Genomic DNA, 12,470 nt, shown 5'->3' on the forward strand with positions numbered 1-12,470 from the left:
CCCAGCCGTTAGGGCGGAGCGCGCGTTGCGCGTTACCGCCGGGCCGGGCCCTTCTTGCCGCCCCGCCGCTTACCACGCAGCTGCGAGCGCTCGATCAATCCCTCGTACTGGTGCGCAAGAAGATGCGACTGCACCTGCTGCACCGTGTCCATGCTTACCGATACAACGATCAGCACGGAAGTGCCTCCGAAATAAAACGGAATGGCCAACTGTGAACGCAGAATCTCAGGAAGGAGACAAACTGCCGCAAGATAGGCCGCGCCGAGCACCAGGATGCGGGTGACCACGTAATCCAGGTATTCCTCGGTCTTCTTACCGGGACGGATGCCGGGCACAAACCCGTTCTGGTTCTTGAGGTTCTCGGCCACGTCCTCGGTCTTGAAGGAGACGTTGAAGGTGTAAAAGAAGGTGAAGAACACGATCATCGCGGTGAAGAACGCCAGATAAAGCGGCTGACCGGGCCCGAAATAGGCCAGGATCGTCGCCATAACCGGGCCGGAATTCTGCTGGCTGAAGGTCGAGATCGTCGTCGGCAGAAGCAGCAGCGACGAGGCGAAGATCGCCGGGATCACGCCCGCGGGGTTCACCTTGATCGGCAGGTGGCTCGAGCCGCCCTCATACATCTTCATGCCGGCCTGACGGCGCGGATACTGGATATGTATCTTGCGCAAGGAGCGCTCCATGAAGACCACGAACATGATCACCAGGACCACCATCAGGATCACGCCCACGATGATCGGGGGACTGATCGCGCCCGAACGCCCCTGGCTGAAGAACTGCGCCAGCGCGGCGGGGATCTCGGCGATGATGCCCACGAAGATGATCAGCGAGATGCCGTTGCCGATGCCGCGGGCGGTGATCTGCTCGCCCAGCCACATCAGGAACATCGTGCCGCCCACCAGGGTGATCACGGTGGCGGCGATGAAATACCAGCCCGGCGTGGTCACCAGCCCGCCGGCCTGCAGCGAGACCGCCAGCCCATAGGCCTGGAACGTCGCCAGCAACACCGTGCCGTAGCGCGTGTACTGGTTGATCTTCTTGCGCCCCTGCTCGCCTTCCTTCTTCAGCTGCTCCAGCTGCGGCACCATGGCCGTCAGGAGCTGCACGATGATCGAGGCCGAGATATAGGGCATGATGCCCAGCGCGAAGATGCCCATGCGGCTGATCGCGCCGCCGGTGAACATGTTGAGGATGCCGCCCAGGCCCGCCGCCGCGTCGTCAAAGAACTCCCGCAGAGCGTTGGCGTCGATCCCAGGGACTGGGATGTAGGTGCCGATGCGGTAGACGATCAGGATCCCGATGGTGAACAGGATGCGCTGGCGCAGCTCGGTGGCCTTACCAAAGGCCGACCAGCTCATGTTTGCGGCCATTTGTTCGACGGCTGATGCCATAGGTGGTCTCTCTTATGCGTGCGCCGCCCGATCGGTCTCCCGGGGCGGCGCTAGGAAAACTTGGGGTAGATGTAAGGGCGGGGTGGCCGCCCTACAACCACTTATTCCGCCGCTGGCGCCGCCGATGCCTGGCTTGTGACCGTCAGCGTGCCGCCGGCCTTCTCGACCGCTTCCTTGGCCGAGGCGCTGGCGCCGGTCACCTCAAGGGTCACCTTGGCGTCGAATTCGCCCTTGGCGAGGATGCGCACGCCGTCCAGCTTGCGCCGCACCAGGCCGCTTTCGACCATCACGTCCTCGGTGATCGTGGCCTTGGCGTCGATCTTGCCGGCCTCGATGAACTTGGCGAGGATACCGAGGTTCACCACGGCGAACTTCTTGCGGTTGGGCTTGTTGAATCCGCGCTTGGGCAGGCGCTGGTAGAGCGGCATCTGGCCGCCCTCGTAGCCGTTGATGGCCACACCCGAGCGGGATTTCTGGCCCTTGATGCCGCGCCCTGCGGTCTTGCCGGTGCCCGAGCCCGGCCCACGGCCGACGCGCTTGCGCTTCTTGGTTGCACCGGGATTGTCCCGAAGATCGGTCAGTCTCATATCGCTTCTCCTTTGCCGGACATCCGCCCCGAAGCGATCCGAGGGCGGCACACGGCATTTCTTGCTTGGTTGAGTCGGGCGCGAGGCCCAGATCGTGGGCGTATAGACGAGGCCCGAGGCGGGATCAAGGGCCCTGAGCACGCTTGAAAGCAAGAGGCGGACTGCGCGCCGCGCAACGGCCGCGTGTGGCTTGCACCAAGTTTGTACAAGGCGCAATTTTCTTGCAAGAAAATTGCGAAACTCTTGAAAGAGTTTCTTTCCCGCGCCCCGAATGGATCCTCCATGCGCAACCTCTCGCCAGCCGCGGACCCAACTTTCCTTCGAAGGAAAGTGCAAATCTCTTGCAAGAGATTTGTCGCGCCCTCAGGCGGGTACAGGTCGATCGCGACCCGAGCAGCGCGGCCCTGGAGACCTGGACCCTGGCACTGATCGCTTTCAGCCTGGCGATCCTGGCGGCGGGCGGAGCCGATTGTGAGCTGCTGGCCTACCCGCTTTTTCTCCTCACGCTTAACGCCTCCGCTCTGCTGGCCATGGCATAGACGCGGACGCCCGGCCCTGGCAGGGTGGCGCCATGATCCGAAACGCCATAGCCGCGCTCACCGCAACCGCCCTCGCCGCCAGCCCCGCCCTGCCCTGCGCCGCCCCGGCGATGCTGGTCTTTGACGGGTCCGCCTCGATGGATGAGATCAGCTTTGAGACCGGGCCGAACACCCGCATCGTTGAGGCGCGCCAGGCGATCCGGCGCGCCATGCCCGAGATCACGCCGCATCGCGAGGTCGGGCTGGTGATCTATGGGCCCGGCGGTGCGGATAGCTGCTCTGGCATCGAGGTGCGCTTTCCTCCAGCGCCGGACACCGCCGCGGAGATCATCCAAGAGATCGGGGCGCTGCGCCCCAGCGGGCTGACGCCGCTCAGCGCCGCGGTGGAGCGCGCCGCCCAGGTCCTGGACTACCAAACCCAGCCCGCGGTGGTGGTGCTGGTCACCGACGGCAACGAGACCTGCGGCGGACGCCCCTGCGCGCTTGGGCAGCGGCTGGCAGAGACCGCGCAGGACCTGACCGTGCATGTGATCGGCTTCCGCGCCGTGGTGGATTTCTTCAGCTGGAACAACCCCGAGCAGGACCCGACAACGAACGCGACCGTGGCGCGCTGTTTGGCGGATCTGAACGGTGGCTTGTTCGTGAGCACCGAAACCGTCGACGCGCTGGTGGATGCGCTGAACCAAACGCTGGGCTGCGCGTTGATTGGGCGGCTTGAGGGCGCTGAACGCGCGTTCAATTAGTGGAGGTGGCCAGGAATGGGCGTTGGGGGGCTACCGCCCCGGGCTTGACCCGGGGCCCCTCCGTTGAGGAATTCGCAACCCGGGCAGCGGCCGACCTGGAGGTCGCTTGCGCATCAGGTCTAGCAACAACAACATCTCTGGAAACCAAGACGTTTCAACTAGATGCGCGGTTGTAAAAGCGGCCTCCTGGGGGAGGTCGGCCGCTGCCCGAGGCAAGCTCGGGCGGTTGCATTGCTTGGATTACGTTGCGTCTGGTGTCGGCAAGCGGCGCCAAGGCGGTGCGCCTGATGCTCAACGTCCACTCCAACCCACAAAGAGACAGCGCCCAACCAGCCGAGATCGCATTTCGCGCCCGCAGCAATGCCCCGGGCGCCCTCACTGCAACGCGCGGCCTGGCGGTCTCAAATACCGCCCCCGCAGGTCGGTTTCGGGCTTGTGAAGGACCGGCGATTTTGCAAACCTCTACGAAAGGATAGCTAGGCCGGTTTCGCCGGCCACAGCCACGGGAGGTACGATGCGCTATCACACCCCAGACAGCTTTGAAGACGCCTCGGCCATCGCCGCGGCGGCAAGCGGAACCACGCGGTTCTTGGCGGGCGGCACCGACGTGTTGGTGCAGCTGCGCTCTGACCTGGTGGAGCCGGACGACCTGATCGACGTCAAGCATATCCCCGGCGTTAAGGACATCGCCCAGACAGCCGATGGCGGCTGGCGCATCGGCGCGGCGGTGTCCGGCGCCGAGATGATGGCCCATGCGGGGCTGCGCGCGGCCTGGCCGGGCGTGGTCGAGGCCACGGACCTGATCGGCTCGACGCAGATCCAGACGCGCTGCACCATGGTGGGCAACCTCTGCAACGGCTCGCCCGCGGCGGATAGCGTGCCCGCGCTGGTGGCCGCGGGTGCGACCGCAACGATCGTGGGCCCGAACGGCACCCGCGAGGCGGCGGTGGAGGACATCCCGACCGGGCCCGGTCGGCTCTCGCTGGCGAAGGGCGAGGTGGTCAGCGCGCTCAACCTGCCTGCGGGCCATGGCGGCGACGCCTATCTGCGCTTCATCCCGCGCACCGAGATGGACATCGCGGTGGTCGGCTGCGGCGTGTCGCTGGCGCGCGATGGTGACGTGATCACCTCGGCACGGGTGTCCCTGGGCGCGGTGGCCCCGACGGTGCTGCTGGTCGCAGACGCCGCGACCGCCCTGATCGGATCGCGCCTGGAAGAGGCGCCGCTGGCGCAGCTCGCCGCGGCGGCAAGTGCCGCCTGCAACCCGATCGACGACAAGCGCGGCACCATCAAGTTCCGCACCCATGTGGCGGGCGTGCTGGCGCAGCGCGCGGCCAAGATCGCCTATGACCGGGCAGGAGCGTAATCCGATGATCCAAGTTTCCACCACCATTAACGGCGACGAGCATCAGTTCGTCTGCGACCCGCGCGAGACCCTGCTGGACGTGCTGCGCGACCGGCTGGGGCTGACCGGCGCCAAGGAGGGCTGCGGCACCGGCGATTGCGGCGCCTGCACCGTCGAGATCGGCGGCCGGCCGGTCTGCTCGTGCCTGATGCTGGGCGCCGAGGCCGAGGGCAAAGAGATCACCACCGTCGAGGGCATCGCCGATGGCGAGGACCTGCACCCGCTGCAGGTCAACTTCATCAAGCACGCCGCCCTGCAATGCGGCATCTGCACGCCGGGCATCCTGGTGGCCACCAAGGCCCTGCTGGAGGAGAACCCGAACCCGACCGAGACCGAGGTGCGCTATTGGCTGGCGGGCAACCTGTGCCGCTGCACCGGCTACGACAAGATTATTCGCGCGGTCATGGAGACCGCCGCAGAGATGCGGGAGAACGCATAATGGCATTTGACGAGAAGACCGAAGGCTTCAACGTTGTCGGCACGCGGCCAGACCGCCCCGACGGCATCGACAAGGTCACCGGGCGCGCGAGTTACGGCGCCGATGCCAGCAAGGCCGGCATGCTGCACGGCGCGATCCTGCGCTCGCCGCATGCGCATGCGGTGATCAAATCTATCAATCTAGACAAGGCGCTGGCGCTGAAGGGCGTCAAGGGCGTGGTCACCCGGGCGGACTTCGCCGAGGGGCTGACCGGCGAGAACTGGAACGTGCTGGAAAACGTCATGGCCGGCGAGAAGGCGCTTTATGACGGGCATGCCGTGGCCGCCGTGGCCGCGACCTCGCAGTTGATCGCGCGCGACGCGCTGAAGCTGATCGAGGTCGACTACGAGCCGATCCCGCATGTGACCGACGTGGACAAGGCGATGCAGCCGGACGCCCCGGTGATCCGCGAGGGCCAGGCCTCCAAGGCGGTGCCCGCGGGCATGCACCCCAACGTGGTCGACTACCACGAGAGCGGGCACGGGGACGTCGAGGCGGGCTTTGCCGAGGCCGACCTGGTGATGGAGAGGACCTTCACCACCGAGGCCACCCACCAGGGCTACATCGAGCCGCATGCCTGCCTGGCCACGCTGGGCGGTGACGGGCGCGGCGAGCTGTGGTGCTGCACCCAGGGCCACTGGAACGTGCAAAAGATCTGCGCCGCACTTGTGGGCATAGAGCAATCCGCCCTGCGCGTGACCGCCTCCGAGATCGGCGGCGGCTTCGGCGGCAAGACTGCGGTGTTCATCGAGCCGGTGGCGCTGGCGCTCAGCCGCAAGACCAACCGCCCGGTCAAGATCGCCATGCCGCGCGCGGATGTGTTCAAGGCCACGGGGCCGACCGCGTCGACCTCGATGGACGTCAAGATCGGCCTCAAGAAGGACGGCACGATGACCGCGGCCTGGGGCGAGTTCCGCAGCCAGGGCGGCGCCTTCCCGGGCTCGCCGTTCTCGTTCACCGCGATGTGCGCCTTCGCGCCCTACGCTTTGGAGAACGTCAAGCAGATCGGCTATGACGTGATGACCAACCGCCCCAAGCAGGCGGCCTATCGCGCGCCGGGCTCGCCGATGGCGGCCTTCGCGGTCGAGAGCCTCTTGGATGAGATGTGCAACCAGATGGGGCTGGACCCGCTGGAGGTGCGGCTCAAGAATGCCTCCAAGCAGGGCACCAAGGCCTCGTTCGGCCCGACCTGGGACCGCATCGGCCTGGTGGAGTGCCTGGAGGCCGCCAAGGAGCACTCGCATTACGCCGCCCCGGTGCCCGAGGGCGCGGGCCGCGGGATCTCCTGCGGGTTCTGGTTCAACCATGGCGGCGAGACGTCGGTGACCCTGGCGATGTCCGAGGACGGCACCGCGCAGCTGATGCTGGGCACGCCCGATATCGGCGGCAGCCGCGCCTCGATGGCGATGATGGCCGCCGAGGAGCTGGGCATCCCCTACGAGCATGTGCGCGCCACGGTCGCGGACACCGCCACGCTGGGCTATAACGAGGTCTCCCATGGCAGCCGCGTGACCTACGCGTCCGGCCTGGCCACGATCGAGGCCGCGCGGGACACCGTCAAGAAGCTCTGCGCCCGGGCGGCGGCCAAATGGGGTATCGACGAGGACGCCGTGGTCTGGCGCGACGGCTGCGCGGTGCCCTCGGGGCCGAATGCTGGCGATTTCGACCCCCTGCCCATCGGGCAGATCTGCCGCAAGATGGGCGCCACCGGCGGCCCCATCGTGGGCCATTACGAGGCCACGCCAGAGGGCGCGGGCGTCTCCTTCGCAGTGCATATCGTGGACGCGACCGTGGACCGCGAGACAGGTGCGACCTCGGTGGACCGCTACACGGTGATCCAGGACGCGGGCAAGGCGATCCACCCCGACTATGTCGAGGGCCAGTACCAGGGCGGCGCCGCGCAGGGCATCGGCTGGGCGCTGAACGAGGAATACATCTATGGCGAGGACGGGCGGCTGCAGAACGCAGGCTTCCTGGATTACCGCATCCCGGTGGCCTCCGATCTGCCGATGATCGACACGGTGATCGTCGAGGTGCCCAACCCGGGCCACCCCTACGGAGTGCGCGGCGTGGGCGAAACCTCGATCTGCCCGCCCCTGGCGGCGATTGCCAATGCGGTGTCGAATGCCGCGGGCGTGCGGATGAAGGACCTGCCAATGCGGCCCTCGCGCATTCTCGACGCTCTGGACGGCTAGGGTTGATCTGGGCGGGGGCAGAATTTTGGAAAAATTCTGGTCCGAAATCCTTTAAGGATTTCACCCCCGCCTGCCGCACGCGATGTACAAGCCCCTTGTGAAAGTTCATCTCTGGTCCGGCCTGCGCTCGCTGGTCGGGCAAGAGGTTGTCGAGGTGCGCGCCACAAACGTGGCGCAGATGCTGAACGCGCTAGAGAAGGAACACCCCGCCCTGTCCGACGCCATTGACGCGGGCGTTTCGGTTTCCATCGACGGCAAGATCTACGCCTATGGCCTCACCGAGGCCGTAGACGAGACCAAAGAGATCTATTTGCTGCAGCGCATCAAGGGTGGATAACTGAGAGCCAAGGCACGTGAGAAACTCCTTAAGCGTTCCCAAAAAACTCTTTCGCTATAGAAGCTTAAGAAATTCTTACTCGATTCAAGAAATAGAGAAAGTTCTAGAACGGCAGCAGATCTTTATGGCGTCTTCGGATTGGGTAAACGATCCATTCGACTTTAAACCGGTTTATGAGAAATCCTCACTTCGCAAAATCAATCAACGAATAAAAGCCAATACCCCGAACCGTAAAGGTATCTCTAGACAACGTATGTCCGAGCTTGGGGGCCGGAAATTGAGCCGAAGCGAATATCGGGAGCTTACGAAACCAACGAAGAAGGCCCCGCTTCTGCTGGCCAAATTAGAGGACTATGCCTCTCGCGAAACCCTGAAGCGATTGAAATCAGAAAGCCTGGTAACATGCTTTTCGGAGATTGGCGACAACATACCGATGTGGTCGCACTATGCAGACCAGCATTCAGGCGCGTGTCTCGAATTCGATGTTGAAGTTGATAAAAGACACGACGCGACTGAAGTTCCTTGGAGAGTCCTCTACACGGACGACAGGCCAACATTATCAACGTTGGACATGATGATTTTTTCAGATCGGCACGAAACCCAGAGACATAAAACAGGTTCTGATCGGAATGAGAGTAAATCCAGAGTTCTGGAGAAATTATTCTTAGCGAAATCAATAGATTGGAGTTATGAGCGGGAGTGGCGTTTCTTTGAGTATCCTGGTGTCGGCGCACGATACAAAAAACTCCCTTGCCTGAAATTGGCAGCCATCACTCTTGGTTTGCGCGCTTCAGATTCAAAAATTGAAGAAATTCTTCGCAGATTTGGAGAATCCGTTAAAGTTCGGCGCGCTATTTTATCAAAAAGTCAGTTCTCAATAAATTATCAAATTCTCTCCTAAACATCAAACAACCTACTTTCGCTGCTCCTTCAATCCGTGCATCTACCGTGCCTCGTCCGGCGTTGCCGCGGCATTCATCTGGTTGCGCCCCGCGCCCAGCACCGATCACTAGTAATTGGCACCGAGCATCCGGTCGGCTATGCCCTTCATATGCGCCACAACCTCGGGTCGCCCGCCGACCCCACCGATCAACCCCAACTCGGTCTGCACATCGACGGTGGCTCAAAAACGTCCTGGTAGGCAAAATGCGTCAGGGTTATAGAGATGCGCGCCACAAACGTAGCGCAGATGCTGAACGCGCTGGAGAAGGAACACCCCGCCCTGTGCGACGCTATCGACGCGGGCGTTTCGGTTTCCATCGACGGCAAGATCTACGCCTATGGCCTCACCGAGGCCGTAGACGAGACCAAGGAGATCTATTTGCTGCAGCGCATCAAAGGTGGATAGCAAAGGAAGGGACAGAGAATGAACACGCCAGAGGACCGCATCGCCGCGCTCGGATTGTCACTGCCCGCGCCGACGCAGCTGCCGCCGGGGCTCAAACTTCCCTTTAGTTTCATTAACATCCGCGGCAGCCGCGCGCTGATATCCGGCCACCCCAAAAGCGCCCCAGACGGGAAGATCGCCGGGCCCTATGGGCAGGTGGGCACGGACCTGACCACAGAGCAAGCCTATGACGAAGCGCGCCAGATCGGCCTGTCGATCCTGGCCAATCTCAAGGCCGAGATCGGCGAGCTCTCCCGGGTCGCCGGTTGGGTCCGGGCCTTCGGCATGGTCAACTCGGCGCCGGGCTACACAGAGCAGCACCTTGCCATCAACGGGTTCAGCGACCTCATCATCGAGGTGTTCGGGCCAGAGGTCGGCGCCCATGCGCGCTCTGCCATCGGGACGCATGGCCTTCCGATGGGGTTTGCGATGGAGATCGAGGCGGAGGCCTTGCTTCAGGCCTGATCGCATCTTGGCGCCAAGACCGCTGTCAGCATCGAGCCGGTCCCGGGCCGCGGCTGTCGACCACCCTGCGCACGCCCACCTATTTCTGCCGCCCCGGCATAATCGCGCTACCGGAGATGTCGTTCATTTTGACCGCTTGGATCAGCTGGGCGGCCCGGATGTCCGGAAGGGCCATGGGGTGCTCTTGTCGTTTTTTCTTTAAACTGGCGCAGTTTAGGGGGCGCTGTCGTCGCGGCCCCAGGCAGAACACGCCGGGGCAGCCCATAATTGCATCGGTGCGCTCTGCGGCGCCGGAATGGCGAATTCACCGCGGGCGCGGCCCCGCGCAGTAGGCGGCGGCGCGCAGGTCTTCGCTATCGAAGGCCTGAATTAACCTAATCTCAACCCGAATCGCGCCACCCTCCACGGGTGGTTGGCTCGGGGACTGGCCCGAAGTTGGCCCCCAACCACCACCCGCAGATTCTGCGCGGTGCGAGGTTGATATTTCGTGAAGATCCCTACGAACAAGCTGCGTGGCAACGTCGCGCATCGGGCAAGTTCGGTGGCCCATCGCGGCCCGCGCCCCTACGGCCATCGACCCAGACCTTAACCCTCTGGTTCATGCCATCCCGAAGGGAGTTCAGAACCCGGTCGCCGCGGCCCCCTTCAACCCGAGCATCTGCCGCGCCTCATCCGGTGTGGCCGCGACGCGGCCCAGCCCCTCGATGATGCCCTTCACCTTGGCGACCTGCTGGGCGCTGCTTTCGGCTAGCACGCCCGGCCCGAGCCAGAGCGAGTCCTCCAGCCCCACGCGCACGTTCCCGCCTTGCGCCGCCGAGGTCGCCGCAATGTTCATCTGGTTGCGCCCCGCGCCCAGCACCGACCACTGGTAATCGGCACCGAACAGCCGGTCCGCGGTGCGCTTCATATGCGCCACATCGTCGGGATGCCCGCCGATCCCGCCCATCAGCCCGAACACGGTCTGCACAAAGAACGGCGCCTCCACCACGCCCTGGTCGGCGAAATGGGCCAGGTTGTAGAGATGCGCCGTGTCATAGCATTCGAACTCGAACCGCGTGCCGCTGTCGCGCAGGGTGGTCAGGATGAACTCGATATCCTCGAACGTGTTGCGGAACAGGATGCCCTTGTTACCCAGGTAGTCGGGCTCCCAGTTATGCTTGAATTCGGTGAAGCGGCCCAGCATCGGGAAGAGCCCGAAATTCATCGACCCCATGTTGAGGCTGGCCAGCTCGGGCCGCCAATGCTCCGCCGGGCGGACGCGCTCTTGCACGGTCATTGTGGGGGCGCCGCCGGTGGTGATGTTGATGACCACGTCGACCTGGGCCTTGATGGCGGGCAGGATCTCGGCGAAGGCCTCGGCCGATTGATCGGGCCGCCCGTCCATTTCGTCGCGCGCGTGCAGATGCACGATGGCCGCGCCCGCGCGGGCGGCGTCCACGGCCTGGGCGACGATCTCGGCGGCGGTCACCGGCAGGTGATCCGACATCGAGGGCGTGTGGATCGCGCCCGTAATGGCGGCGGAAATGATGCAAGGGCTGGGCATTTGGCTCTCCTTTTGGTCAGACTGGCGCAGGAGCAGGCAGGGAGCAAGCAATGGATTTGGCACTGGCGGGGCATCGGGTGATTGTGACGGGCGCGGGCTCTGGGATCGGGTTAGAGATCGCCAAGGGCTTCGCGGCGGAGGGCGCCACGGTGCGGATCTGCGACGTCTCCGCCGAGGCGGTGGCGGCGAGCGGCTTCAAAGGCGCGCCCTGCGACGTGGCGGACCGCGCCGGTGTGGCGGCCTTCGTACAGGCGATGGCGGAGCAAATGGGCGGGCTCGACACGCTGGTCAACAATGCCGGCATCGCGGGGCCCACCGGCCCGGTGCAGGAGATCGACGGCGCCGACTGGGACCGCTGCATCGAGGTCTGCCTGACGGGGCAGTTCAACATGACCCGCGCGGCGGTGCCGCATCTGAGGGCCTCGGCGAACGGCTCGATCGTGAACCTCTCGTCGTTGGCGGGGCGCGTGGGGTTTGCCCTGCGCAGCCCCTACGCCGCCGCCAAATGGGGCGTCATCGGCTTCACCAAGTCGCTGGCGATTGAGCTCGGCGGGGATGGCATTCGGGCGAATGCGATCCTACCGGGTCTGGTGGCCGGGGATCGGCAGCGCCGGGTGCTAGAGGCCAAGGCGCAACGGCTGGGGCTGTCCTTTGCCGAGACCGAGGCGCGCGCCTTCGGCTATACTTCGATCAGGGATTACGTCACGCCGCAGCAGATCGCCGACCAGATCTTGTTCTTGGCCTCCGAGCGCGGGCGCACGATCTCTGGTCAGGCGATCTCGGTCTGCGGCGACACGCAGATGCTGGCGTGACGGGCCGCAGGCGCCCCTGGTCAAACCGCGCCCAAGCCTGAGCCCGCACCTGAGCCTGAGCCCGCCCTAGCCCGCCTTCTGCGCCGCCATGACCTCGGCGAAGGAGGCAAAGAACTTCGCCGCCAGTTTCTTGGCCGTGCCCTGGATCAGGCGGCTGCCAAGCTGCGCCAGCTTGCCGCCGATCTCGGCCTTGGCGGTATAGCGCAGCGTGGTCTGCGCGCCATCCGCCGCAAGCTTGACATCCGCGCCGCCCTTGGCGTGACCCGCCGCGCCGCCATTGCCCTGCCCGGTCAGCGAGAACTGGTCCGGCGCGCCGCCGGTATCGAGCGTCACGTTGCCGCTGAACCGCGCCTTCACTGGGCCGACCTTCAGCACGACCTTGGCCTCCAGCTCGGTGTCGGAATGCTTGATCAGCTCCTCGCAGCCGGGGATGCATTGCTGCAGGATCTCCGGGTCGTTGAGCGCGGCGTAGACGGCGTCCTGCGGGGCGTCGATAACAATCTCGTCGTTCAGTTCCATCTCGGTGGGTCCTCGGTCAGCAACAGGGAAATCTCACCCGCGATAGCAGGTCTGCCTGGGTCGGTGAAA

The 12,470-nt window shown here is 64.6% G+C and carries 14 protein-coding genes; 10 read left to right on the forward strand and 4 right to left on the reverse strand.

Annotated features, from left to right (window positions below):
• Positions 1–32: 32 nt before the first annotated feature.
• On the reverse strand, positions 33–1,391 hold the full coding sequence (secY, locus tag AIOL_RS14230) for a preprotein translocase subunit SecY (RefSeq protein WP_049643589.1): 1,359 nt from the start codon (positions 1,389–1,391) through the stop codon (positions 33–35).
• A 101-nt stretch (positions 1,392–1,492) separates the two neighbouring features.
• Positions 1,493–1,978, reverse strand: a complete 486-nt coding sequence (gene rplO / locus AIOL_RS14235; RefSeq protein WP_049643590.1) for a 50S ribosomal protein L15 — start codon at positions 1,976–1,978, stop codon at positions 1,493–1,495.
• A 221-nt stretch (positions 1,979–2,199) separates the two neighbouring features.
• Here rplO and AIOL_RS25095 point away from each other — a divergent pair, with 221 nt between their 5' ends.
• The 9 genes from AIOL_RS25095 to AIOL_RS14275 all read left to right on the forward strand — a co-directional run bounded on the left by AIOL_RS25095 (position 2,200) and on the right by AIOL_RS14275 (position 9,527).
• Positions 2,200–2,517 carry a hypothetical protein gene (locus tag AIOL_RS25095; RefSeq protein ID WP_152912533.1) on the forward strand — a complete coding sequence of 106 codons (318 nt, stop codon included), beginning with the start codon at positions 2,200–2,202 and terminating at the stop codon, positions 2,515–2,517.
• A gap of 32 nt (positions 2,518–2,549) precedes the next feature.
• A complete protein-coding gene (locus tag AIOL_RS14245) occupies positions 2,550–3,260 on the forward strand; it encodes a vWA domain-containing protein (RefSeq protein ID WP_235439035.1) in 711 nt (236 codons plus the stop codon).
• A 514-nt stretch (positions 3,261–3,774) separates the two neighbouring features.
• A complete protein-coding gene (locus AIOL_RS14250) occupies positions 3,775–4,626 on the forward strand; it encodes an FAD binding domain-containing protein (RefSeq protein ID WP_049643592.1) in 852 nt (283 codons plus the stop codon).
• A gap of 4 nt (positions 4,627–4,630) precedes the next feature.
• Entirely contained in the window at positions 4,631–5,104 is a 474-nt protein-coding gene (locus tag AIOL_RS14255) for a (2Fe-2S)-binding protein (protein WP_049643593.1), read from the forward strand.
• On the forward strand, positions 5,104–7,338 hold the full coding sequence (locus AIOL_RS14260) for a xanthine dehydrogenase family protein molybdopterin-binding subunit (protein ID WP_049643594.1): 2,235 nt from the start codon (positions 5,104–5,106) through the stop codon (positions 7,336–7,338). Before AIOL_RS14255 ends, AIOL_RS14260 begins: the two co-directional genes overlap by 1 nt.
• A gap of 82 nt (positions 7,339–7,420) precedes the next feature.
• Positions 7,421–7,675: a MoaD/ThiS family protein gene (locus tag AIOL_RS14265; RefSeq protein ID WP_049643595.1), complete on the forward strand. Its 255-nt coding sequence runs from the start codon at positions 7,421–7,423 to the stop codon at positions 7,673–7,675.
• Between the two features lie 16 nt (positions 7,676–7,691).
• Positions 7,692–8,576, forward strand: coding sequence for a DUF2971 domain-containing protein (locus AIOL_RS24470; protein ID WP_152912534.1), 885 nt, complete (start codon positions 7,692–7,694; stop codon positions 8,574–8,576).
• 264 nt (positions 8,577–8,840) lie between these two features.
• A complete protein-coding gene (locus AIOL_RS14270) occupies positions 8,841–9,023 on the forward strand; it encodes a hypothetical protein (RefSeq protein ID WP_049643596.1) in 183 nt (60 codons plus the stop codon).
• An 18-nt stretch (positions 9,024–9,041) separates the two neighbouring features.
• A complete protein-coding gene (locus AIOL_RS14275) occupies positions 9,042–9,527 on the forward strand; it encodes a RidA family protein (RefSeq protein WP_049643597.1) in 486 nt (161 codons plus the stop codon).
• A 619-nt stretch (positions 9,528–10,146) separates the two neighbouring features.
• Here the strand turns inward: AIOL_RS14275 and AIOL_RS14280 are convergent.
• Entirely contained in the window at positions 10,147–11,070 is a 924-nt protein-coding gene (locus tag AIOL_RS14280; RefSeq protein WP_049645462.1) for a BKACE family enzyme, read from the reverse strand.
• Between the two features lie 50 nt (positions 11,071–11,120).
• On the opposite strand from AIOL_RS14280, the gene AIOL_RS14285 reads away from it, so the two are divergent.
• Positions 11,121–11,882, forward strand: a complete 762-nt coding sequence (locus AIOL_RS14285; protein ID WP_049643598.1) for an SDR family oxidoreductase — start codon at positions 11,121–11,123, stop codon at positions 11,880–11,882.
• Positions 11,883–11,948: 66 nt separating this feature from the next.
• Here the strand turns inward: AIOL_RS14285 and AIOL_RS14290 are convergent, their stop codons facing one another.
• On the reverse strand, positions 11,949–12,401 hold the full coding sequence (locus AIOL_RS14290) for a CoxG family protein (protein ID WP_049643599.1): 453 nt from the start codon (positions 12,399–12,401) through the stop codon (positions 11,949–11,951).
• Positions 12,402–12,470 lie beyond the last annotated feature (69 nt).

This window comes from Candidatus Rhodobacter oscarellae (assembly GCF_001078595.1).
In the GTDB taxonomy this organism is placed as follows: Bacteria; Pseudomonadota; Alphaproteobacteria; order Rhodobacterales; family Rhodobacteraceae; genus Rhodobacter_B; species Rhodobacter_B oscarellae.

Coding starts and splice junctions, on each gene's coding strand:
- secY (WP_049643589.1), bottom strand. CDS start 1,391: ATGGCATCAGCCGTCGAACAAATGGCCGCAAACATGAGCTGGTCGGCC.
- rplO (WP_049643590.1), bottom strand. CDS start 1,978: ATGAGACTGACCGATCTTCGGGACAATCCCGGTGCAACCAAGAAGCGC.
- AIOL_RS14245 (WP_235439035.1), top strand. CDS start 2,550: ATGATCCGAAACGCCATAGCCGCGCTCACCGCAACCGCCCTCGCCGCC.
- AIOL_RS14250 (WP_049643592.1), top strand. CDS start 3,775: ATGCGCTATCACACCCCAGACAGCTTTGAAGACGCCTCGGCCATCGCC.
- AIOL_RS14255 (WP_049643593.1), top strand. CDS start 4,631: ATGATCCAAGTTTCCACCACCATTAACGGCGACGAGCATCAGTTCGTC.
- AIOL_RS14260 (WP_049643594.1), top strand. CDS start 5,104: ATGGCATTTGACGAGAAGACCGAAGGCTTCAACGTTGTCGGCACGCGG.
- AIOL_RS14265 (WP_049643595.1), top strand. CDS start 7,421: ATGTACAAGCCCCTTGTGAAAGTTCATCTCTGGTCCGGCCTGCGCTCG.
- AIOL_RS14270 (WP_049643596.1), top strand. CDS start 8,841: ATGCGCGCCACAAACGTAGCGCAGATGCTGAACGCGCTGGAGAAGGAA.
- AIOL_RS14275 (WP_049643597.1), top strand. CDS start 9,042: ATGAACACGCCAGAGGACCGCATCGCCGCGCTCGGATTGTCACTGCCC.
- AIOL_RS14280 (WP_049645462.1), bottom strand. CDS start 11,070: ATGCCCAGCCCTTGCATCATTTCCGCCGCCATTACGGGCGCGATCCAC.
- AIOL_RS14285 (WP_049643598.1), top strand. CDS start 11,121: ATGGATTTGGCACTGGCGGGGCATCGGGTGATTGTGACGGGCGCGGGC.
- AIOL_RS14290 (WP_049643599.1), bottom strand. CDS start 12,401: ATGGAACTGAACGACGAGATTGTTATCGACGCCCCGCAGGACGCCGTC.